Consider the following 21,158-nt stretch of genomic DNA (forward strand, 5'->3'; position numbering starts at 1 on the left):
GACGGGTGGAGAAAAAAGGTCAGGGCTATGGCAGTGCGTGAAACCAGTGTGCGCGATACGGCGGGACTTGAGGCGCTGATCTCTCGGGCCGCTGCGCAGGGCAAGGGTCTGCCGCCGGTCGACCGCTGGAATCCTGAGTTCTGCGGCGATCTCGATATGGAGATCAAGGCCGACGGCACTTGGTTCTACATGGGAACGCCGATCGGCAGACAGCCTCTCGTGCGCCTGTTTTCGACAGTCCTGCGCAAGGATGCCGACGGAAAGACCTATCTCGTCACCCCGGTGGAAAAGGTCGGGATCCGCGTCGAGGATGCGCACTTCCTTGCGGTCGAGCTCAATGTTTCCGGCTCCGGCGACGATCAAGTCATGACCTTCCGCACCAATGTCGGCGATATTGCCGAGGCGGGCGCCGAAAACCCGCTTCGCTTTGTGGTCGATGCCGAGAATGGCGGCCTGAAGCCATATTTGCTGGTGCGGGGGCGGCTCGAGGCATTGCTCGCCCGGGCCGTGATGTACGATCTCGTCAACCATGGCGAAGATATCGTTGTCGACGGCAAGTCGATGTTCGCGGTTCGCTCCAGGGGCGTTGTCTTTCCGATCATGCCGTCGGGCCAACTCGAAATGCAAAGTCGATGACCTCAGCCGACCCGCTCGATGAGGGGTTTTCGGCCCGCGCGTTCGCACGTCGCGTCGCGCTCAAGGGCAATGAGCGGCTCGACGACGACCACGGCGATCACCGGCTCAATCCGGGCCTCGATGCGCTGATTGCCGCAAAACCGCTGCGCGATGCGGCGGTGCTCGTCCCTATCGTTGACCGCGGCGATGAGGCAAGCGTCATTCTTACGTTGCGCACGACCAGCCTGCGCAAGCACTCCGGCCAGGTGGCGTTTCCGGGAGGCGCCATCGATCCCGAAGATGATTACGAGCCGGAAAAGGCGGCGCTGCGCGAGGCGCATGAGGAAATCGGCCTTGAAGGGCGGCATGTCGAACTGCTCGGCCGCTTGCCGCGCTATTTGACGACCACCGGATACTCGATCATTCCGGTTCTTGGCCTTGTCCACCCGCCTTTCGAAATCGCGGCCAATCCGGACGAGGTTGCCGATGTATTCGAAGTGCCGCTGTCGTTCCTGATGAACCCCGCCAATCATCGCCGCGAAAGCCGCATGTGGCAGGATCAGGAGCGGTTCTACTATACGATGCCGTTTGGCGATCGCTTCATTTGGGGCGTGACGGCCGGCATCATTCGTACTCTTTATGAAAGGCTCTATTCTTGAGCGATATAAAGTCCATTTCAGGCAAGGCGCCGTGGCTTGCCAACGAGCAATTGCAAGTTCTGTTGGCAGCGCTTTCGGTCGGAGGCGAGGGCGCCCGCGTCGTTGGCGGCGCCGTGCGCAACACGCTGCTCGGGCAGCCAGTAAGCGATATCGACATCGCGACGACCTGCCTGCCCGAGGAAACGTTGCGGCGCGCGGAGGATGCGGGGTTTAGGGCGGTCCCCACGGGCATAGCTCACGGGACGATCACAGTGGTCGCCAAGGGACGTCCCTATGAGGTGACGACCTTGCGCGCCGATGTCGAAACCGACGGGCGTCACGCGGAAGTTGCGTTCGGCAAGGACTGGCAGGTCGATGCCGAACGCCGCGACTTCACGATCAACGCGCTATATGTCGAGGCCGATGGCACAATCGTTGATCTTGTCGGCGGTCTTGCCGACATCGAGAGCCAGACCCTGCGCTTCATCGGTGATCCGGAACAGCGTATCCGCGAAGACTATTTGCGCATATTGCGCTTCTTCCGCTTCTTTGCGTGGTACGGGAAGGGCCGGCCCGAAACGGAGGGGCTGAAGGCCTGCGCGCGCCTCAAAGGCGGACTTTCGCGCCTTTCGGCCGAGCGTGTCTGGTCCGAACTGAAGAAGCTTCTCTCAGCGCCGGACCCGTCGCGCGCCCTCTTGTGGATGCGGCAGGCCGGTGTTCTGACGGCTGTGCTGCCGGAGACGGAAAAGTGGGGGATCGATGCCATCCATGGCCTCGTTCAGACCGAACAGGCACTCGGTTGGGAGGCCGACCCGCTGTTGCGTCTTGCGAGCATGGTGCCGCCGAACACGGAGCGGCTGGCGGAGCTTGCCGTTCGGCTCAAGCTCTCCAATCAGGAGCGCGACCGCCTGGCGGCCTTTGCCGCGACGGTGCCGCCACATCCCGAGATATCCGAGACCGGCTTTGCAAAGCGGCTCTATCGCAGCGACGTGCAGGGTATGCAGGATCGCTTGAGGCTTGCCCTTGCCTCCGCGCGTAACGATGCCGCGAGTGACGATGCGGCCATGTTCCGCGCCGGCAACCTGTCGCGGCTTCTGGATTACCTCAAGGATTATGAGCGGCCGAAATTTCCGTTATCCGGCGGCGACCTCGTGACGGCGGGCCTTTCGAAAGGTCCTGATGTCGGCAAGGTGCAGCGTGCGCTCGAGGATGAGTGGATCGAATCCGGCTTCAGCCTCGAGCGCGATGAACTGCTGGCAAGAATTCCCCACCATGCGGGTAAGGCCTGATCAGGCGGCTTTACCCTTTTCGGGCTGGATGTTTGCCTTGATCGTTTCGAGCATGGATTCGCGAATGACCGTTTCACCATGGGTTTCGCGCAAGTGCTCGCTGGCGCGGCGGATGATTTCAGCTTCGGTTTCGTGACGTGTATGCCACTGGCAACCGGGAACAATGCAATGAAGTTCTTTCATGGCTTTCTCTCCCTGTTGTGAGCCCGCAAACATATGCCTGACGCGCTCGATCAGGCGCGGACAAACCGCGCCAAGGAAGCATGATAACGCATCATTCCTGTATTTGATCCCTCAAATTTCCCGTTCATGGCCATTTGACCGCAGGCGGCATGGAGGAAAGGATCGAATCCACGTTCCCGCCTGTCCTGAGGCCGAAGATCGTGCCGCGATCGTAGAGAAGGTTGAACTCGACGTAGCGGCCACGACGCACCAGTTGTTCCTGGCGATCGGCGTCGGTCCAGTCCTTGTTGAAGTTCTGGCGCACCAGGTAGGGATAGACCACCGAAAAAGCCCGGCCGACGTCGCGGGTGAAGTTGAAGTCGGCGTCCCATCCGCCGCTTTCGTCGGACGAATGCAGCCAGTCATAGAATATGCCGCCGGTACCACGCGGTTCCTTGCGATGCGGCAGGTAGAAATATTCGTCGCACCAGGCCTTGAACTTGTCATAGTCGGCAACGGTGGAATGCTTGTCGCATACGAACTTCATCGCCTTCTGGAAGGCGACCGTGTCGGCGTCCTCCTGGGTCCGCTTGCGATCGAGCACCGGCGTCAGATCGGCGCCGCCGCCGAACCACTGGCGGGTCGTCACTACCATACGCGTATTCATGTGAACCGCCGGCACGTAGGGGCTTTGCGGATGTGCGATCAGCGAAATGCCGGACGCCCAGAAGCGCGGGTCTTCATCGGCGCCGGGTATCTGCTTGCGGAATTCCGGCGAGAACTCGCCGTGAACCGTCGAAATGTGGACGCCGACCTTCTCGAACACGCGGCCATGCATGAGCGACATGATGCCGCCGCCGCCCTTGCCATCGTCACGTTGCCAGGGCGTCTGCTCGAAGCGGCCCGCGGCGCGATCCGACAGAGGGCCTTCCAGTTCGTCCTCCAACTGTTCGAACAAGGCGCAGATCTTGTCACGGATCTCCGTAAACCAGGCTGTGGCTGCGGCTTTCTTGTCGTCGAGTGCATCGGGAAGAGCGGCGGGAATGTCAGGGCGGTCCATGGCAAAGAATCCTTTGTTTATGCGGACATATCACAACATCGAAAAGACAAAGGGAAGGGGCGTTTACTCAATCCGCCGATCTCCAAAAAATGACTCGTTTTCCGCAACAACACTGCATAAGTTTACAGTGTAAAGCGTTGAGTGAGGGCTCAAAGAATGGTCTCCAAAGCGCCCAGGTCGCAATTCCCCAAGCCACCGCTCGAGGGCTTGCGCAAGCAGCTCAAGGAAAGCCGCCGCGACGCCGGCCAGCAACGCGGCGCGTTCGTTCGCGAAAGCTTCCGCCTGCCGCGACTGGCAGCCCGTGAAAAAGCCCGCGAATGGTTCGAGCAATTCCCAAAAGCCGCCTATTGGACCGAGATCGAAAGCTGGCAAGAGCGGCCGGGTGATATCATCGAATTTACAATGCGCAGATTGCCCAACGCTGATTAGCTTTTGGTAAGAGGAGCGCCAAAACTGTCGATTGAGCAATAAAATTGATGATATTTTTCAAGAAATTGATTGATATGGTCGAAAATTGCCGCGAGTTTGCAAGATTTTTCAATTTTTCGTCAGTAGGCGCCAAAATCCAAGCAATCGTTGCTGACAGCCATTTCCAAAGTCACTAGAACTCTGCCAGCCCCGGACAGTCGTTCGGATGCACAAAATCCAAGGAGGAAACTATGCGCTTATCGTTGATCTCTGGCGTGGCGTTGGCTGCCGTCATGGCGATGACGTCGTTCGCCAAGGCCGATATCGTCGTCGGCATTATCGCGCCGGTCACCGGTCCTGTCGCCGCCTACGGCCTGCAGGTGAAGAATGGCGCCGAAAGCGCTGCCGAGGCTATCAATGCGGCGGGTGGCATCAAGGGCGAAAAGATCGTCACCAAGATCTTTGACGATGCGGGCGAACCCAAGCAGGGCGTGTCGGTCGCCAACCAGGTCGTCGGTGAAGGCATCAAGTTCATTGTCGGACCGGTAACGTCCGGCGTTGCCATGCCGGTATCGGACGTTCTTGCTGAAAACGGCATCATCATGGTTACGCCGACCGCGACAACGCCGGATCTGACCACACGCGGCCTCGAAACCGTGTTCCGCACCTGCGGCCGCGACGACCAGCAGGCCGATGTTGCCGGCAAGTACATGCTCGACAACTTCAAGGACAAGCGCATCGCCATCGTCTACGACAAGACACCCTACGGCACCGGCATCGCCAATGGCCTGAAGTCGGTTCTCAACAAGGGCGGCGTCACAGAAGTCGTCTACGAAGGCATCAATGCCGGCGAAAAGGACTACAGCGCTCTCATCACCCGCATCAAGTCGGAAAAGGCTGATGTGATCTACTTCGGCGGCTATCATGCCGAAGGTGGTCTGATCGCGCGCCAGTTGCATGATCAGGGCGTCAAGGCTCAGATCATCGGGCCGGACGGTCTTTCGAACACGGAATACTGGGCAATCGGCGGTGACGCTGCAGCCGGTACGCTTTTCACCAACAGCGCCGACCCGACGAAGAACCCAGCCGCCGCCAAGGTCGTCGAGGCTCTCCAGGCGAAGAACATCCCGGCGGAAGCCTTCACGCTTAATGCCTATGCGGCCATGCAGATCATCGCGGGCGGCATCGAGAAGGCAGGTTCGGTCGAGCCGACGGAAGTCGCAGCAAAGATCAAGTCGGGCGAGCCGCTTTCGACCGTCGTCGGCGACCTGACCTACTCGAGCACCGGCGATCTCACCACGCCGGCATTCGTCTTCTACAAGTGGGAAGGCGGCAAGGCCGAACAGATCAACTAATTCCGCCAGACTGAAAACCCAAGGTCCGCCGGTCAGAAATGGCCGGCGGATTCGTTTCAGGCCTGGAATTGCCGCAGTGCCTCAGCTGCGGCGATGGCCGCGGACTGCGCAAGGTTAAGCGAGCGCGCCCCCTCGACCATCGGAATGATCAACCTTGCATCGGCGGCTTGATGGACTTCATCGGGAACGCCGGCGGATTCGCGTCCAAGCAGCAAGATGTCGCCGGGTTCAAAGGCGAACTTCGTATAGGGCACCGCAGCTTTCGTCGAGAAGAGCAGAAGCCGCCGTTTTGCGGCAAGCCGCCACGCCTGAAAATCCGCCCAGCTGGCATGACGCGTCAGCGCCGCCTGTTCGAGATAGTCCATGCCCGCACGCTTCAATGCCCGGTCGGAAAGGTCAAAACCCGCCGGCTCGATCACATCGACCGCGATGCCGAAACAGGCAGCCATGCGCAATATCGTTCCGGTATTGCCTGGAATGTCGGGCTGATACAGCGCGATGCGAAGGTCCACTGATGCGTCGGTCAATACTTACGGCTCCATTGCGATGGCCTCTCGCCTTTTGCGTTCATAATCGCTATAGGAAGCAAACCGCAACGCTAACTTGGAGGTGTCGATGCCAAAATTGATGCGACTTCTTCCAGACTGGACGATGTCCGGTTGCCTTTGCGGTTGCGTGTCGGTTCTCCCTAACTAGAAATTTCGTCTTTCCGACACGAGCCGCAAACCGCCGATCTTCGCGTTTGCAGGTGTTTTCCATGTTTGTCCCAAGCAGTATCCCAACGACCGGCTCGCGGTCCGCTACCGTGATCAGGACAGGTGTTTACGAGGTTGAAAATGTTTCGCTGGTTTGAAGAGAGGCTCGAACCATTTCCGCCAGCCGAGCCCAGTGAGCCGCCAAGATCGCTCGTGGCGTTCTGCCTGCATTATACGCGCGGCGTGTGGCCCTTCATCGCCGTCATGGCCGTTTGCACAGCCCTGATCGCCGTGCTCGAAGTGTCAATGTTCGCCTTCATGGGCAATATTGTCGACTGGCTGTCGAACCACTCGCGCGAGACCTTCCTTTCCGAAGAGGGCTGGAAGCTGGCGCTGATTGCCGGTGTGATCCTCATCGTCATGCCCGGCATCGTCCTGATCGATTCACTCGTCATCCATCAAACGCTGCTTGGCAACTATCCGATGCGTATCCGCTGGATGGTGCATCGCTACCTGATCCGCCAGTCGATGACGTTTTTCCAGGACGAGTTTGCCGGACGCGTCTCGACGAAGCTGATGCAGACCTCGCTCGCGGTGCGCGAAGCGGTGATGAAGCTGCTCGACGTTCTCAACTATGTCATCGTCTATTTCAGCGGCACGCTGATTATCGCGGCAGCGGCCGACCTTCGGCTGATGCTGCCCTTCGTCGTCTGGCTCGTCGCCTATATCGGACTGTTGCGCTACTTCATTCCGAAAATCCGCGTCATTTCGGAACGTCAGGCTGACGCCCGTTCGACCATGACCGGCCGGATCGTCGACAGCTATACGAATATCGCCACCGTCAAGCTCTTCTCGCACTCGAAGCGCGAAGAAAGCTATGCACGCGAAGGAATGGAGGATTTTCTCGGCACCGTGCATCGCCAGATGCGCATGGTGACGAGCTTCCACTTCTGCCTCTATGCCATGAACTGTCTCCTGCTGTTTTCGGTGGGCGGCATCGCCATCTGGCTGTGGCTCGACTCGGCCATTTCCGTCGGCGCCGTTGCCGTCGGGATCGGATTGGTCCTGCGCCTCAACGGCATGTCGCAATGGATCATGTGGGAAATGTCCGCCATGTTCGAAAATATCGGAACGGTGGAAGACGGTATCACCTCGATCTCGCTGCCACGCCTGGTGCCGGATGTTGCAAATGCACCCGAGCTCGTCGTGAAATCGGGCGCGATCACTTTCGATGCCATTGGCTTTCACTACGGCAAGGGTGCGGGGATCATCGACAAGCTCTCGCTGGATATCCGGCCCGGCGAAAAGATCGGTGTCGTCGGCCGGTCGGGCGCCGGCAAGTCAACGCTCGTCAACCTGCTGCTGCGCTTCTACGACCTCGAGAGCGGGCGCATTTTGATCGATGGTCAGGACATTTCGAAAGTCTCGCAGGATTCGCTCCGGGCGAATATCGGCATGGTCACACAGGATACGTCGCTGTTGCACCGCTCGGTGCGCGACAATGTGCTCTATGGCCGACCCGATGCGTCGGATGAGTTGATGCGGCAGGCCGTACGCAATGCACAGGCCGATGGCTTTATCGAGGAGCTGACCGATCCGAAGGGGCGCCGGGGTTTCGAAGCTCATGTCGGCGAGCGCGGCGTCAAGCTTTCCGGTGGTCAGCGCCAGCGTGTCGCCATCGCCCGCGTCATGTTGAAGGATGCGCCGATCCTGATCATGGACGAGGCGACCTCGGCGCTCGACTCGGAAGTCGAGGCGGCGATACAGGACAATCTTTATCGGCTCATGCAGGGAAAGACCGTTATTGCCATCGCCCATCGCCTCTCGACCATTGCGGCGCTTGACCGCCTTGTCGTGATGGACAAGGGCAAGATCGTCGAGAGCGGCAGCCACGACGAGCTCATTGCCGCAAACGGGATCTATGCGGGCCTTTGGGCGCGCCAGTCCGGCGGGTTCCTCGGGCTCGACGATCAGGAAGCGGCGGAGTAGGGCTGATTTCCTGCTCCCACCTGGGGGGAGGGTTGCCGCGTAGCAGCCGGGAGGGGACTTGCTTGACTTCTGTTAAGCGCGACTTCTGATCAAGCCCCCACCCCGAACCTGCGGTTCGACCCTCCCCACGAGGAGGAGGGTGTGTGCCGGACGCTTTGACGCCAGGCGCCCCCGACCGAGTTCATGGGACAATAGCGGCAGCCCTTACCCTCCCACCTGTGGGGAGGGTGGCTGCGCAGCAGCCGGGAGGGGACTTGCTTGCCTTCTTTTAAGCACGACTTCTGATCAGGCCCCCCACCCCAGACCTTTGGTCTGACCCTCCCCACAAGGGGGAGGGTGGGTGCCAGACCCTTTGATGCCAGGCGCTCCGCGGCCGAGTTCACGGGACAGTAGCGGCAGCCCTTACCCTCCCACCTGTGGGGAGGGTGGCTGCGCAGCAGCCGGGAGGGGACTTGTTTACTTCGATTAAGCACGACGTCTGACCAGGCCCCCACCCCGAACCTGCGGTTCGACCCTCCCCACAAGGGGGAGGGTGGGTGCCGGACCTTTGATGCGAGGAGCTCCCCAGCTGAGTTCATGGGACAATAGCGGCAGCCCTCACCCTCCCACCTGTGGGGAGGGTGGCTGCGTAGCAGCCGGGAGGGGACCTGCGTGACTTCGTTTAAGCTCGACTTCTGATCAAGCCCCCCACCCCATACCTTCGGTCTGACCCTCCCCACAAGGGGAGGGTGGGGAGCCAAGCTGTGAAGAGTGTCCGGTAACCGAAGTTTAATTTGACGCATCGCGGGACTCAACCGATGGTGGCCCTTCGCCCATTGGTTTCATCATCGTGATGATTTTTCAACGCAATGCAGGTTGAATGACACGCCTCTACCGCCTGTTCGAGAGCTGGGTCGATCCCTATGCCGGTGCGCCGGCGGAACGGGTTCCGAACCAGTCGCTCGCCTTCATGTGGTTCTATGTCCGGCAGGAGAAATACGTTTTCCTGGCGATGCTCGTCTGCGGCGGGCTGATCGCCCTGTTCGAGGCCGGTCTCTTCTGGTTCGTCGGCAAGATCATCGATATCCTCGCCTCCACCGATCGCGCCGAAGGCTGGCAGGGTATTATCGACCACCACGGTGTCGCGCTGCTCTTGATGCTGCTTGCGGTGTTTCTTGGGCGAACGCTCGTGCTTTCCCTTGCTGCCCTCGTCGAGGAGCAAGCGATCGTGCCGGGTTTCAACAATCTCGTCCGCTGGCAGGCTCACAGCGTCGTCTACCGGCAGAGCCTTGCCTTTTTCCAGAACGATTTTTCCGGCCGTATCGTCACCAAGGTCTGGGCCGCGGGACAGGCGCTTGGCGACTTCATGGTGACGCTGCTGCAGGCAGTATGGTTCAGCCTTGTATATTGCGCGACGACACTCTTTCTCATCGGCCGTCTCGATTGGCGGCTGGCTTCAGTCGTCGGCGTGTGGCTCGTCGTTTTCGGCTTCACCGCCCGCTATTTCCTGCCGCGCGTGCGCAAGGCCGCGCGCGATACGGCCGAAATGAGCTCGCTGGTCATGGGTCGGCTCGTCGATGGCTACAGCAATATCCAGACACTGAAGCTGTTCGGCACCACACAGCGCGACGACGCCTATATGCGCCGCGGCATGGATCGGTGGCTGGTTGCGATCATGTCGCTGACGCGGGGGTTGAGCGGCATTCGCATTTCGCTCGCCAGCACAAGCGGGGCGATGATCTGCGTCGTAGCGGCGCTTTCGATCGATCTTTGGCTGAAGGGCGAGATTTCGTCCGGCGAGGTCGCCTTCACGCTGGGGCTTGTGCTGCGGCTCAGCATGCTTCTGACGCGCATGATGGCCAACCTCAATGGCTTGCTTCGCAATTACGGCACGATCCAGAATTCCATGGAACTCCTCGCGCGCCCCGTCAGCGTCGTCGACAAGCCCGGAGCCCAGCAGCTCACCGTGACGCATGGGGAAATCAGGTTCGAGAACGTCCGATTTCACTACGAGTCGGCACGGATCGTCATCGACGATTTTTCCCTGCATGTGCGGCCGGGCGAGAAGATCGGCCTTGTCGGCCGCTCCGGCGCCGGCAAGTCGACGCTCGTCAACCTGCTGCTGCGTTTCTTTGACGTCGAAAGTGGCCGCATTCTCATCGACGGCCAGGACATCGCCAATGTCACGCAGGATTCGCTGCGCGCCCATATCGGCATGGTCACGCAGGATACGTCGCTGCTGCATCGTTCCGTCCGCGACAACATCCTCTATGGCCGGCCCGACGCTTCCGACGACATGATGCGCGATGCGGTAATCAACGCCCAGGCGGAAGCGTTCATCGACACCTTGACCGATCCCAAGGGCCGGCGCGGCCTTGATGCCCATGTCGGCGAGCGCGGCGTCAAGCTATCGGGCGGGCAGCGCCAGCGTATCGCCATCGCGCGCGTCATGCTGAAGGATGCGCCGATCCTCATCCTCGACGAAGCGACCTCTGCGCTCGATTCGGAAGTCGAGGCGGCGATACAGGAAAGCCTTTACCGGCTTATGGAGGGAAAGACCGTCATTGCGATCGCGCATCGCCTGTCGACCATCGCGGCTCTCGACCGCCTGATCGTCATGGACGAGGGCCGCATCGTCGAGAGCGGAACGCATGCCGAGCTTGTTGCAGCCAACGGGCTTTATGCCGGGCTCTGGGCGCGCCAGTCGGGCGGATTTATCGGGCAGGAATAGACCGCCGGTTTATCCCTGCGACATCCTGCCCTTATGCCGCTGTCAGGCTGGACAAGCTCATGCGACATGCTTAGAAACCACGCGATATGTTGGGGATTCCGCGGGGCTCATCTTCTTGGGCCTGTCTTCTATTATGCTGACTTCGTGGACTCTCCCGCTGCGTTGTTATTCGGAAAGGAACAGGCCCCGTGAGCGCACACGATACGACCGAGCCGACACGGCGTGACTTCCTCTATATTGCGACAGGTATGGCCGGTGTGGTCGGCGTGGGGGCCTTTGCCTGGCCCTTCATCGACCAGATGAGACCGGACGCATCCACGCTGGCAGTCTCGTCCATTGAAGTTGATGTTTCGGCTGTTCAGCCGGGTATGTCCCTCACGGTCAAGTGGCGCGGCAAGCCGATCTTCATCCGCAACCGTACGCCCAAGGAAGTCGAGGAAGCCAAGGCTGTCGCGCTCGGCGATCTCAAGGACCCGATTGCGCGCAATGCCAACCTTCCGAGCGATGCCCAGGCCACCGATGCCGATCGTACCGCTTCGAAGGAAAAGGAAAACTGGCTGGTGATGGTTGGCGTGTGCACCCACCTCGGCTGCATTCCGCTCGGACAGCAGGGTGATTTCGGCGGCTGGTTCTGCCCCTGCCACGGCTCGCACTACGATACGGCCGGACGCATCCGCAAGGGGCCGGCGCCGGAAAACCTGGCGATTCCGCCACTTTCTTTCATTTCCGACACCGTCGTCAAGATCGGCTAAGGTTCCACGGGGAGACACGACATGAGCGGTGGACATTCATCCTACACGCCGAACAGCGGAATCGAAAAATGGTTTGATGCGCGACTGCCGTTGCCGCGTCTGCTCTACGATTCATTCGTAGCCTATCCGGTTCCGCGCAATCTGAACTATGCCTACGCCTTCGGTGGCATCCTGGCGATCATGCTGGTGTCGCAAATTCTGACCGGCGTGGTTCTTGCCATGCATTATGCCGCCAGCACCGGCATTGCCTTCAATTCCGTCGAAAAGATTATGCGTGACGTAAATTCGGGCTGGCTCCTGCGCTACCTGCATTCCAACGGCGCCTCCATGTTCTTCCTCGCCGTCTACATCCACATTTTCCGCGGCCTTTATTACGGCTCGTACAAGGCGCCGCGCGAACTCCTGTGGATTCTTGGTGTAATCATCCTCCTCCTGATGATGGCGACGGCCTTCATGGGTTACGTGCTGCCGTGGGGCCAGATGTCCTTCTGGGGTGCGACCGTCATCACCGGCTTCTTCACGGCGTTCCCGATTATCGGCGATCCCATCCAGCAATTGCTGCTTGGTGGATTTGCCGTCGACAACCCGACGCTCAATCGCTTCTTCTCGCTGCACTACCTGCTGCCGTTCATGATTGCCGGCGTCGTCGTCCTGCACGTCTGGGCGCTGCATGTGACCGGCCAGACCAACCCGACCGGCATCGAAGTGAAGTCGAAGACGGATACGGTTGCCTTCACGCCTTACGCCACCGTCAAGGACGCGTTCGGCCTGGTGCTGTTCCTGATCCTCTTCGCCTATTTCGTCTTCTACCTGCCGAACTTCATGGGCCATCCGGATAACTATATCCAGGCCGACTCGCTGAAGACCCCGGCTCACATCGTCCCCGAATGGTACTTCCTGCCCTTCTACGCGATGCTTCGCGCCATCACCTTCAACATCGGCCCGATCAACTCGAAGCTCGGCGGCGTCCTGACGATGTTCGGCTCGATCGCGATCCTGTTCCTCGTGCCCTGGCTCGATACGTCGAAGGTTCGCTCGGCCGTCTACCGGCCCTGGTACAAGCTGTTCTTCTGGATCTTCGTTGCCAACGCCATCATGCTTGGCTGGCTCGGATCGCGTCCTGCCGAAGGTCTCTACGTGGTCTTCTCGCAGCTCGGAACGGCCTATTATTTCGGCTTCTTCATTGTCCTCATGCCATTGCTTGGACTGGTTGAAACCCCGCGCCGACTCCCGAATTCGATCACCGAGGCGGTGCTCGCGAAAACCAAAGGTGGTGGCCGGCCGGTAGGCGTCACCGCGGCTCCGGAAACCAAAGGCTGAGAATCGTGAAGGGCTCAAGGAACTTTCCCATGAAAAAAATCCTCCTCGGTCTTGCAGCTGCCGGTCTCGGAACCATGCTGGCATTCGGAACGGTCGCGGTCGCCGAAGAAGCGCATAACGCCGCCGAACCGACGCACTTCCCGATCAAGAAGCCGGAAGAGATGAACTGGACCTTTGCGGGTCCGTTCGGACGCTATGACAAGCAGCAGTTGCAGCGCGGCCTCAAGATCTACAAAGAGGTCTGCTCGGCCTGCCATTCGATGAACCTCGTAGCATTCCGTTCGCTGGCGGAACTCGGCTACAGCGATGCTCAGATCAAGGCATTTGCGGCCGAATACGAAGTGCCGGGCGAACCCAACGCCGATGGCGAGCCTACAACCCGCAAGGCTATCCCTGCCGATCATTTCCCGTCGCCTTACGCCAATCCGGAAGCGGCGGCAGCAGCCAATGGCGGCGCGGTACCTCCGGACTTTTCTCTTATCGCCAAGGCACGTGCGGTAGAGCGCGGCTTCCCGCGGTTTCTGATCGATATCTTCACGCAGTACCAGGAAGGCGGTCCGGACTATATCCACGCGCTTCTGACCGGCTTTAACGAAACGCCGCCGGAAGGCATGCAGATCCCTGAAGGCACGCACTACAACCCGTTCTTCATCGCCGCCAAGTCGCTGAAGATGGCGCAGCCTTTGCAGGACGGCCAGGTCACCTATGACGATGGATCGCCGCAGACACTTACGCAGTATTCGCAGGACGTTGCCGCGTTCCTGATGTGGGCGGCCGAGCCGCACCTCGAGTCCCGCAAGAAGACCGGCTTCCGCGTCATGCTGTTCCTGGTTCTCTTCGCAGGCCTCATCTATGTGGCGAAGCGCCGGATCTGGTCCGACGTCGAGCATTGACCGGATCGGTAGAATCAATTTGAGGGAAGGGGCGCTATGCGCCCTTTTCTTTTGAGGGCGGGGCTGCATAGATTGTCTGCCCGCTGACAGCGCGAAGGGAACGATCAGATGGATTCAAGCCTCAAGCAGACGCTGGTTGATGCCATCCGCAACATTCCGGACTATCCGAAGCCCGGCGTCATGTTTCGCGATATAACCACACTCCTTGGCAATGCCCGCGCCTTCCGCCGCGCCGTAGATGAACTGGTGCACCCCTATGCCGGCGGCAAGGTAGATCAGGTTGCAGGCATCGAGGCGCGCGGCTTCATCATCGGCGGCGCCATGGCACATCAACTGTCATCGGGCTTCGTGCCGATCCGCAAGAAGGGCAAACTGCCGCGCGATACCGTACGGATCGCCTACAGCCTCGAATATGGTCTCGACGAGATGGAGATGCACCGCGACGCCATCGCGCCCGGCGACAAGGTCATCCTCGTCGACGATCTGATCGCGACGGGCGGGACAGCCGAAGCCGCGGTCAAGCTTCTGCAGCAGATGGGCGCCGATATCGTCGCCGCCTGCTTCATCATCGACCTGCCGGAACTCGGCGGCCGCAAGAAGCTCGAGGCACTCGGCGTCAACGTAAGGACGCTGGTCGCCTTCGACGGGCACTGAGCGGATACATTGTTTTACGCTGTTGTTAGCCTGCCGACCTTCAAGCGGGCAGCGCAACAAGAGCGGTGCTGTCGAATGAAAGAACCTTGTCGCCATTCTGGTTATAGGCGGCGGAGGACATCTGCATCATCGACCAGCCGGGCCGCGACTTGAGCGCGCGCATTTCGTGCAAGGTCCGGGTAAAGCGGATTGTATCGTCGGCAAAGACCGGCTTCAGCCATTTCAGGTTCTCAAAACCCGGTGAGGGGCCGAATTGCGGCGGCTGTTCGCCTCGTTGCAAGGCTTCTGCGATGATCCGCTTCATGTCCTCGACATTGAGGCGCATCCATATTGCCGTCGTATGCCAGCCCGAGGCACAAAGTCCGCCGAAATTGCTTTTCCTTGCCGCTTCGGGATCGACATGAAAACGTTGCGGATCGTATTTCGACGCGAAATCAATGATCTCGCCGGCGGTGAAGCGATGGGTGCCGAGATCATGCTCCACGCCAATGAACTGTTCGATGCTCATGCTTGCACAGGCTCCCGTGTCGAGAACATCGCGGTATGTTCGAGTTCGCATACCAATGTCCCGTCCTGATTGAAGACATCGTGGTGCATCTTGACGAACCCGAGGGAAGGTTTCGACTTCGACAGGCGTTGTTCGAGGATCGTCGTTCGTCCTGTGAGCGTGTCGCCGGCGAGCACGGGATGCTTCCATTTGACGAAGTCGATCCCGGGCGCGCCTTGCGAGGTCGAATCGAGAAGATAGGCGTCGCATAGCATGCGCATGAACATCGAGACCGTGTGCCAGCCCGACGCCGCCAACCCGCCGAGGATACTGGCCTTGCCTGCGGCCTCATTCAGATGAAAGGGCTGCGGATCGAACTGCCTGGCGAAATCGATGATTTCTTCTGTCGTCACCTGCTTGGAGCCCAGCGACCATTCACTGCCGACGATGAAATCCTCATAGGCGTAGGTGGGCGTGCGTTCAGCCATTTCAATACAACCAACCGTATCAGGTGTTGAACTTGAACAGCATGATATCGCCGTCCTGGACGATGTATTCCTTGCCCTCGTCGCGGGCCTTGCCAGCTTCCTTGGCGGCCGCTTCGCCGCCGAGGCCCACATAGTCCTGATAGGCGATGGTCTGGGCGCGAATGAAGCCACGCTCGAAATCCGTATGGATGACACCAGCCGCCCTTGGCGCTTTCGAACCGCGCTCGACGGTCCAGGCGCGTGCCTCCTTCGGGCCTACGGTAAAGTAGGTGATGAGGTGCAGCAGTCGGTAGCCGGCGCGGATCAACCGATCGAGGCCGGGCTCGTCGAGGCTCATTGCCTCAAGATATTCGCGCGCTTCTTCATCGGGAAGCTGCGCGACTTCGGCTTCGATAGCGGCTGAGATCGTGACTGTCTCGGCGCCCTGTCCGGTCGCCATTTCCTCGACAGCCTCGGTATATTCATTGCCGGTCGCCGCGTCGCTTTCGGCGACGTTGCATACGTAAAGGACGGGCTTGGAGGTCAGGAGATTGAGATCCTGAAGGATTGCGAGATCGTCGGGCGCAATGCCGTTCAGCATGAATCGAACCGGCTGGCCGTCCTGGAGCAGCGAGAGGGCCTGTTCCATGATCGGAAGCACAGCGAGCGCTTCCTTGTCCTTGCTGCTCGCACGCTTGCGGAACTGGACGATGCGCCGTTCGAGGCTTTCGAGATCGGCGAGCATCAGTTCGGTCTCGACGGTCTCCGCGTCGGCGACGGGATCGATGCGGCCTTCGACATGGGTGATGTCGTCGTCCTCGAAGCAGCGCAGCACGTGCACCACTGCATCCACTTCGCGAATATTCGCAAGGAACTGGTTGCCGAGGCCTTCACCCTTCGACGCGCCGCGCACGAGGCCGGCAATATCGACGAAGCTGATACGCGTCGGGACAATATTGGCTGACTTGCCGATCTTGGCGATGGTTTGCAGGCGCGGGTCGGGAACCGCCACTTCGCCCGTATTGGGTTCGATCGTACAGAACGGGTAGTTGGCGGCCTGCGCCGCCGCCGTCTTGGTCAGGGCATTGAAGAGCGTGGATTTGCCGACGTTAGGCAAGCCAACGATGCCGCATTTGAAACCCATAATGTGCGATCCTTATTCTTTCTTGCCGAAGAGCTTGTTCAGCATGTCGGCCATGGGGCCGGATTTTGGAATGGTGACGGCAGGCTTTTGCTGGCGCGCCTGCCGGATATGGCTTTGTCCGGTACTTTTTGCAACCGGCTTTTCGGTCGTCGCGGGCTCGCTCCTGGCGTTGCCGCCGACGGCAAGCGCGACGCGGTTCATGAAGCCGGAATCATCCTTGCGGACTAGCAGTTCGGCATTGGCGGCAATCGCCTCGAGCAGAGGATCGAGCCATTCGCGATCCGCATTGGCGAAATTGCCGAGAACATGGTTGGAGACCATTTCCTTTACGCCCGGATGGTTGATACCGAGGCGGACGCGCTTGTAATCCTTGCCGCAATGGGCGTCGATCGATTTGATGCCGTTATGGCCGCCCGAACCGCCGCCGATCTTGATGCGCACCTTGCCTGCCGCCAGATCGAGTTCGTCATAGATGACGATAAGATCGCCGACGCCGAGCTTATAGAAGCGCATGGCTTCGCCGACGGCCTGGCCTGAAAGGTTCATGAATGTCTGGGGCTTGATCAGGATGGTCTTTTCGCCGTCGATCATCCCGTCGGCAATCAGTGCCTGGAACTTGCGGGTCCAGGGAGAAAAACCATGGCGGCGATGTATTTCATCCGCCGCCATGAAACCGATATTGTGCCGGTTTGCAGCATATTGGGAGCCTGGATTGCCAAGACCTGCGATAAGCAGCACGCGCCTAGCTCCCAATAGTCGAAAGGACGATTACTCGCCTTCTTTTTCTGCAGTTTCAGTCGGTTCCGCTGCTTCGGTGGTCTCTTCGTCAGCGGTTGCATGGCCAGCGATCGTAGCGATCGTGAAATCGCGATCCTGAATGACCGGCGTCGCGCCCTTCGGGAGCGTCACAGCGGAAATGTGGATCGAGTCGCCAATCTGCGTGCCGGTGAGATCGATTTCGATTGCTTCCGGAATTGCATTGGCCGGAACATGCAGCTCGATATCGTGGCGAACGATGTTGAGAACGCCGCCGCGCTTGATGCCGGGCGAAGCTTCTTCGTTCAGGAAGTGGATCGGTACATGGACGTTGACGACCGACTTGGCCGATACGCGCAGGAAGTCGACATGGACCGGCTTGTCGCTGACCGGATCGAGCTGGTAATCCTTGGGCAGGACCTGGATCGACTTGCCATCCAGAAGGATGTTGGCAATCGTCGTCTTGAAGCCGCCGCCGTGAATCTTGTAATACAGCGTCTTGTAGTCGAGGGTGATCGAGATTGGCGCCTGCTTGTCACCATAGATGACTGCTGGCACTTTACCGTTGCGGCGAATGTCCCGGGCGGACCCCTTACCGACCCGTTCGCGCGCCTCGGCCTTGAGCTCGTATGCTTCGCTCATGGCATTTCCTTTCGAGGTTCAAATCTGGAGTGTTTTTCGAGACCACAAGGTGGATGCACAAAAAACATGAAGCGGTCCAATGCTCATCCGAGACCGGATGAATGACCGCCCCATTCCGCGTTGCCTCCAAGGGTGTCTACGCGGATGGCGGCTCTATAACGGAAACCCGGCGCCAGTGCAAGTTTGTTGGTCGGCGCCAATCAACCCGTTCGGCTTAGTCGAACAGGCTGGAAACGGATTCTTCCGAGGCCGTGCGCGATACCGCCTCGCCGATCAGGTCGGAAATCGACAGGACGCGGATGTTGTGCGCAGATTCTATGGCTGGCGTCGGCTGAATGGAATCGGTGATGACGAGCTCCTTCAGCTTCGAACTCGCTATGCGAGCGACCGCGCCGCCTGAAAGAACACCGTGGGTGATATAGGCGGTGACGCTCGTTGCGCCCTTGGCGAGGAGGGCCTCGGCCGCATTGCACAGCGTGCCGCCGGAGTCGACGATATCGTCGAAAAGCAGGCAATCCTTGCCGCGCACATCGCCGATGACGTTCATCACTTCGGATTCGCCCGGGCGGTCACGCCGCTTGTCGACGATTGCTAGCTGCGCATCGATGCGCTTTGCCAGCGAGCGCGCGCGCACCACGCCGCCGACATCGGGGGAGACGACCATGACGTTCGACGTGCCGTAATGGGCGCGCACATCGCGGGCGATGACCGGCACGGCATAGAGGTTGTCGGTCGGAATATCGAAGAACCCCTGGATCTGACCGGCATGAAGATCAAGCGTAAGGACGCGATTGGCGCCGGCCTCGGTGATCAGATTGGCAACGAGCTTTGCCGAGATCGGCGTGCGCGGACCGGGCTTGCGGTCCTGGCGGGCGTAACCGAAATAGGGAAGCACCGCGGTGATGCGCTTGGCCGAGGAACGGCGGAACGCATCGATCATGATGAGCAGTTCCATCAGGTGGTCGTTGGCGGGAAACGAGGTGGACTGCATGACGAAGACATCTTCGCCGCGGACATTCTCCTGGATCTCGACAAATATCTCCTGGTCGGCAAAGCGGCGAACGCTGGCTTTTCCAAGCGGAATATTCAGATATTTGGCGACAGATTCAGCGAGAACACGATTGGAATTGCCCGCGAACAGTTTCATGCCGATTTTTCCCCACGTCTTTTCAGAGCGTCAGCCAATTAAAGGATATGGCGGGCCTTTTACTGTGCTTCCCGCACAATGCAAGCATGCAGCAAGAAATCCAACTCTATTCCGCGGCATTATCCGGCAAAACGCGTAAATATGTCACGTCTTGGCGCCGGAAACCCAGGCGAGATAACCCTGTATCGCCTTGTCGGCGATGCCTTCCATGGTCTTGGCCGGTACCGCGCTCCAGGGATCGGCGCCGCCACCCGGCACTTTTTCCTGGCCCTGGATGCGGTGCAGCCGGGTGCCAGCCGGATCGAGTACGTCCCATACATAGATGATCGTCGTCTGGTTGCCGTCCGGTAGGGCCGAGAAATAGCCCTTCATGATGTGCGTGTTGTCGGTATCGGCAGCGGTGCCGAGTACAATACCCTTTTCCTTGGCAAGAGCCGAAAGGCGCTGCGACAGCGGCGTTGCGGCAGCGATTGGCGCGCCGACGATAGGGGCAAAGCGAAGCTTGGCGGTGCGTGCGGCGCCTGGCGCATTGGCGGTGGTGGTCGGTGCGGCCCCGGCAGTTGCGGGGACGGGGGCACCGGCGGTTGTCTGCGCCGCTGTGGCGGTTGCTTGGGCAGTGCCAGGCGTTGCCGGTGTGGTCGCGCTGCCCTGTGCCGCTGGCAGGTCGGCCTTGCTGACGCCGATCGGCGATTCCGAACTGTTGCAGGCGGCGAGCGCGAGTGTTGCAAGCAATGCGACCGCGCATGTCAGTGAGTTACGAGACCACATCTTCAGTCAAACCCCGTCATGAGCCACCTTATCAAAATAGAAGCAGAAGAGAGTTTTATTTTACGATCAAGTCAAGAGGTTGGCGCGACAGGGTTTCAGCCGCGCCGTTGGTCGTAAGATAGGTCCGGCCCAGCGTCATCGCCGTATTGGTGTCGGAGTCGAATATGATCATGTGCCCGAACAGCGTCATGTCCGGTTGGATACGCTCGGAGTTCCCCGGATAGAACATCGGCATGTCCATCCAGGAAGGGGTAAAGCGCGCGCCAACCGAATAGCCGCAAGCATTCAAGCGATGGCGGGTCAGTTCATGGGCTTCCATGACCTTGGCGTGGGCCTCGAAGACGTCGCCGAAGGTCGAGGCGGGGGTCATGGCGGCCTCGACGGCAAGCAGGGCCTCCTGCGCCGCGTCGAAGAGTTCCTGGTGACGTTTGGAAGCCTTGCCGGTAAGGACCGTCCGCATCATCGGTGCGTGGTAGTGGCGGTAGACGCCAGACCATTCAAGGGTCAGCTGATCGTTCTTGGTGAGTTTGCGGCGGCCGGACTTGTAGCGGCACAGGAGCGCATCGTCGCCCGAGCCGATGATGAATTCATTGGCCGGGTAGTCGCCGCCGCCCGCAAAGATCGTCGATTGCATGGCCGCAAGAATGGCGCCTTCATCCGCTCCTGCCTTGATCAGTTTCAACGCCGCATCGAGGGCGTCGTCGCTGAGTTCGGCCGCCTTGCGGGCGTAGACAATTTCCGCTGGGCTTTTCAGCGCGCGGAGTTTGTCGACGATGCCGGAAATGTCGACAAGTTGCCCGAAAGCCGTCAACTGCTCGTCGAGACGTCTGCCGTCAGCGGCCGTCAGCCCGTGGGTCTGGTATTCGATGCCGATGCGGCGGCCGAGAAGATCGAGATCATTCAATATTTCGCGCAAGTCTGCCGCGGGATTGGCATTCTCGCGATCCGCCCAGACGACGACGTTTTCGATGTTCGAGGTCTGGCGCGCTTGCCGCAGATCAGCGGACCGGGTCATAAGAACGTGACTGCCGTCGGCCTTCATCACGAGGCACTGGAAAAAGCAGAAGCCGAATGTATCGTAGCCGGTCAGCCAATACATGCTCTCCTGCGCAAACAGCAGGACCGCATCGAGCTTCTGCTCGGCCATTACGATCATCAGGCGATCGCGGCGCGCAGCAAATTCTTCCGGTTCGAAATGAAGGGCCAT

At 59.8% G+C, this 21,158-nt stretch carries 22 protein-coding genes; 11 read left to right on the forward strand and 11 right to left on the reverse strand.

Annotated elements, in window-relative coordinates; all coding sequences use genetic code 11:
• Positions 1-27: 27 nt before the first annotated feature.
• The 3 genes from GF108_RS13690 to GF108_RS13700 are packed head-to-tail and all read left to right on the forward strand — an operon-like array spanning position 28 to position 2,542.
• Entirely contained in the window at positions 28-636 is a 609-nt protein-coding gene (locus GF108_RS13690) for a DUF1285 domain-containing protein (protein ID WP_153668429.1), read from the forward strand.
• Positions 633-1,274 (forward strand): CoA pyrophosphatase, encoded by a 642-nt coding sequence (locus tag GF108_RS13695; RefSeq protein WP_113280808.1) that lies wholly within the window; start codon positions 633-635, stop codon positions 1,272-1,274. The genes GF108_RS13690 and GF108_RS13695 overlap by 4 nt, the downstream gene beginning before the upstream one ends.
• Positions 1,271-2,542, forward strand: a complete 1,272-nt coding sequence (locus GF108_RS13700; RefSeq protein WP_153668430.1) for a CCA tRNA nucleotidyltransferase — start codon at positions 1,271-1,273, stop codon at positions 2,540-2,542. Before GF108_RS13695 ends, GF108_RS13700 begins: the two co-directional genes overlap by 4 nt.
• Here the strand turns inward: GF108_RS13700 and GF108_RS13705 are convergent, their stop codons facing one another.
• Both GF108_RS13705 and hemF read right to left on the reverse strand, forming a co-directional pair.
• Positions 2,543-2,725: a DUF1059 domain-containing protein gene (locus GF108_RS13705; protein ID WP_027233447.1), complete on the reverse strand. Its 183-nt coding sequence runs from the start codon at positions 2,723-2,725 to the stop codon at positions 2,543-2,545. It lies immediately after the preceding gene.
• Between the two features lie 124 nt (positions 2,726-2,849).
• Positions 2,850-3,764, reverse strand: coding sequence for an oxygen-dependent coproporphyrinogen oxidase (hemF, locus tag GF108_RS13710; protein ID WP_153668431.1), 915 nt, complete (start codon positions 3,762-3,764; stop codon positions 2,850-2,852).
• A gap of 156 nt (positions 3,765-3,920) precedes the next feature.
• Between hemF and GF108_RS13715 the strand changes: the two genes are divergently transcribed.
• Positions 3,921-4,193, forward strand: a complete 273-nt coding sequence (locus tag GF108_RS13715; protein ID WP_027233445.1) for a hypothetical protein — start codon at positions 3,921-3,923, stop codon at positions 4,191-4,193.
• A gap of 230 nt (positions 4,194-4,423) precedes the next feature.
• Positions 4,424-5,527: an ABC transporter substrate-binding protein gene (locus tag GF108_RS13720; RefSeq protein WP_153668432.1), complete on the forward strand. Its 1,104-nt coding sequence runs from the start codon at positions 4,424-4,426 to the stop codon at positions 5,525-5,527.
• A gap of 56 nt (positions 5,528-5,583) precedes the next feature.
• Here the strand turns inward: GF108_RS13720 and GF108_RS13725 are convergent, their stop codons facing one another.
• The gene (locus tag GF108_RS13725; protein WP_370462208.1) at positions 5,584-6,039 is read right to left on the reverse strand and encodes a tRNA (cytidine(34)-2'-O)-methyltransferase; all 456 of its coding nucleotides are present in this window, start codon (positions 6,037-6,039) and stop codon (positions 5,584-5,586) included.
• Between the two features lie 324 nt (positions 6,040-6,363).
• On the opposite strand from GF108_RS13725, the gene GF108_RS13730 reads away from it, so the two are divergent.
• The 6 genes from GF108_RS13730 (at position 6,364) to GF108_RS13755 (ending at position 14,540) form a co-directional block, all read left to right on the forward strand.
• On the forward strand, positions 6,364-8,211 hold the full coding sequence (locus tag GF108_RS13730) for an ABC transporter ATP-binding protein (RefSeq protein ID WP_153668434.1): 1,848 nt from the start codon (positions 6,364-6,366) through the stop codon (positions 8,209-8,211).
• Between the two features lie 859 nt (positions 8,212-9,070).
• Positions 9,071-10,921 (forward strand): ABC transporter ATP-binding protein, encoded by a 1,851-nt coding sequence (locus GF108_RS13735; protein ID WP_153668435.1) that lies wholly within the window; start codon positions 9,071-9,073, stop codon positions 10,919-10,921.
• 188 nt (positions 10,922-11,109) lie between these two features.
• Positions 11,110-11,673, forward strand: coding sequence for a ubiquinol-cytochrome c reductase iron-sulfur subunit (gene petA, locus GF108_RS13740; RefSeq protein ID WP_370462164.1), 564 nt, complete (start codon positions 11,110-11,112; stop codon positions 11,671-11,673).
• Positions 11,674-11,694: 21 nt separating this feature from the next.
• Entirely contained in the window at positions 11,695-12,993 is a 1,299-nt protein-coding gene (locus GF108_RS13745; protein ID WP_091923840.1) for a cytochrome b N-terminal domain-containing protein, read from the forward strand.
• 29 nt (positions 12,994-13,022) lie between these two features.
• Positions 13,023-13,886 (forward strand): cytochrome c1, encoded by an 864-nt coding sequence (locus GF108_RS13750; RefSeq protein ID WP_153668436.1) that lies wholly within the window; start codon positions 13,023-13,025, stop codon positions 13,884-13,886.
• A gap of 108 nt (positions 13,887-13,994) precedes the next feature.
• Positions 13,995-14,540 carry an adenine phosphoribosyltransferase gene (locus GF108_RS13755; protein ID WP_027233437.1) on the forward strand — a complete coding sequence of 182 codons (546 nt, stop codon included), beginning with the start codon at positions 13,995-13,997 and terminating at the stop codon, positions 14,538-14,540.
• Positions 14,541-14,580: 40 nt separating this feature from the next.
• Here the strand turns inward: GF108_RS13755 and GF108_RS13760 are convergent, their stop codons facing one another.
• From GF108_RS13760 to GF108_RS13795, 8 genes are all read right to left on the reverse strand, one after another.
• Positions 14,581-15,048 (reverse strand): MaoC family dehydratase, encoded by a 468-nt coding sequence (locus tag GF108_RS13760; RefSeq protein ID WP_153668437.1) that lies wholly within the window; start codon positions 15,046-15,048, stop codon positions 14,581-14,583.
• Positions 15,045-15,515: a MaoC family dehydratase gene (locus GF108_RS13765; RefSeq protein ID WP_153668438.1), complete on the reverse strand. Its 471-nt coding sequence runs from the start codon at positions 15,513-15,515 to the stop codon at positions 15,045-15,047. The genes GF108_RS13760 and GF108_RS13765 overlap by 4 nt, the downstream gene beginning before the upstream one ends.
• Before the next feature lie 19 nt (positions 15,516-15,534).
• The gene (ychF, locus tag GF108_RS13770) at positions 15,535-16,638 is read right to left on the reverse strand and encodes a redox-regulated ATPase YchF (protein ID WP_091944267.1); all 1,104 of its coding nucleotides are present in this window, start codon (positions 16,636-16,638) and stop codon (positions 15,535-15,537) included.
• Between the two features lie 12 nt (positions 16,639-16,650).
• On the reverse strand, positions 16,651-17,376 hold the full coding sequence (gene pth, locus GF108_RS13775) for an aminoacyl-tRNA hydrolase (protein ID WP_370462165.1): 726 nt from the start codon (positions 17,374-17,376) through the stop codon (positions 16,651-16,653).
• A gap of 30 nt (positions 17,377-17,406) precedes the next feature.
• Positions 17,407-18,036: a 50S ribosomal protein L25/general stress protein Ctc gene (locus GF108_RS13780; RefSeq protein WP_091923833.1), complete on the reverse strand. Its 630-nt coding sequence runs from the start codon at positions 18,034-18,036 to the stop codon at positions 17,407-17,409.
• A gap of 214 nt (positions 18,037-18,250) precedes the next feature.
• On the reverse strand, positions 18,251-19,183 hold the full coding sequence (locus GF108_RS13785) for a ribose-phosphate pyrophosphokinase (protein ID WP_027233431.1): 933 nt from the start codon (positions 19,181-19,183) through the stop codon (positions 18,251-18,253).
• Between the two features lie 144 nt (positions 19,184-19,327).
• Positions 19,328-19,915: a hypothetical protein gene (locus tag GF108_RS13790; RefSeq protein WP_153668440.1), complete on the reverse strand. Its 588-nt coding sequence runs from the start codon at positions 19,913-19,915 to the stop codon at positions 19,328-19,330.
• A gap of 91 nt (positions 19,916-20,006) precedes the next feature.
• The gene (locus GF108_RS13795) at positions 20,007-21,158 is read right to left on the reverse strand and encodes a Xaa-Pro peptidase family protein (RefSeq protein WP_027233427.1); all 1,152 of its coding nucleotides are present in this window, start codon (positions 21,156-21,158) and stop codon (positions 20,007-20,009) included.

It is taken from the genome of Phyllobacterium sp. SYP-B3895, from assembly GCF_009647635.1.
GTDB classification, from domain to species: Bacteria; Pseudomonadota; Alphaproteobacteria; order Rhizobiales; family Rhizobiaceae; genus Phyllobacterium; species Phyllobacterium pellucidum.

Excerpts from the sequence above, each read along its gene's own strand:
- GF108_RS13785 (WP_027233431.1), bottom strand. The coding sequence starts at position 19,183 with ATGAAACTGTTCGCGGGCAATTCCAATCGTGTTCTCGCTGAATCTGTC.
- GF108_RS13795 (WP_027233427.1), bottom strand. The coding sequence starts at position 21,158 with ATGGCCCTTCATTTCGAACCGGAAGAATTTGCTGCGCGCCGCGATCGC.
- GF108_RS13695 (WP_113280808.1), top strand. The coding sequence starts at position 633 with ATGACCTCAGCCGACCCGCTCGATGAGGGGTTTTCGGCCCGCGCGTTC.
- GF108_RS13765 (WP_153668438.1), bottom strand. The coding sequence starts at position 15,515 with ATGGCTGAACGCACGCCCACCTACGCCTATGAGGATTTCATCGTCGGC.
- GF108_RS13715 (WP_027233445.1), top strand. The coding sequence starts at position 3,921 with ATGGTCTCCAAAGCGCCCAGGTCGCAATTCCCCAAGCCACCGCTCGAG.
- GF108_RS13720 (WP_153668432.1), top strand. The coding sequence starts at position 4,424 with ATGCGCTTATCGTTGATCTCTGGCGTGGCGTTGGCTGCCGTCATGGCG.
- GF108_RS13760 (WP_153668437.1), bottom strand. The coding sequence starts at position 15,048 with ATGAGCATCGAACAGTTCATTGGCGTGGAGCATGATCTCGGCACCCAT.
- GF108_RS13735 (WP_153668435.1), top strand. The coding sequence starts at position 9,071 with ATGACACGCCTCTACCGCCTGTTCGAGAGCTGGGTCGATCCCTATGCC.
- GF108_RS13705 (WP_027233447.1), bottom strand. The coding sequence starts at position 2,725 with ATGAAAGAACTTCATTGCATTGTTCCCGGTTGCCAGTGGCATACACGT.
- GF108_RS13730 (WP_153668434.1), top strand. The coding sequence starts at position 6,364 with ATGTTTCGCTGGTTTGAAGAGAGGCTCGAACCATTTCCGCCAGCCGAG.
- GF108_RS13750 (WP_153668436.1), top strand. The coding sequence starts at position 13,023 with ATGAAAAAAATCCTCCTCGGTCTTGCAGCTGCCGGTCTCGGAACCATG.
- GF108_RS13780 (WP_091923833.1), bottom strand. The coding sequence starts at position 18,036 with ATGAGCGAAGCATACGAGCTCAAGGCCGAGGCGCGCGAACGGGTCGGT.
- GF108_RS13745 (WP_091923840.1), top strand. The coding sequence starts at position 11,695 with ATGAGCGGTGGACATTCATCCTACACGCCGAACAGCGGAATCGAAAAA.
- ychF (WP_091944267.1), bottom strand. The coding sequence starts at position 16,638 with ATGGGTTTCAAATGCGGCATCGTTGGCTTGCCTAACGTCGGCAAATCC.
- GF108_RS13690 (WP_153668429.1), top strand. The coding sequence starts at position 28 with ATGGCAGTGCGTGAAACCAGTGTGCGCGATACGGCGGGACTTGAGGCG.
- GF108_RS13755 (WP_027233437.1), top strand. The coding sequence starts at position 13,995 with ATGGATTCAAGCCTCAAGCAGACGCTGGTTGATGCCATCCGCAACATT.
- hemF (WP_153668431.1), bottom strand. The coding sequence starts at position 3,764 with ATGGACCGCCCTGACATTCCCGCCGCTCTTCCCGATGCACTCGACGAC.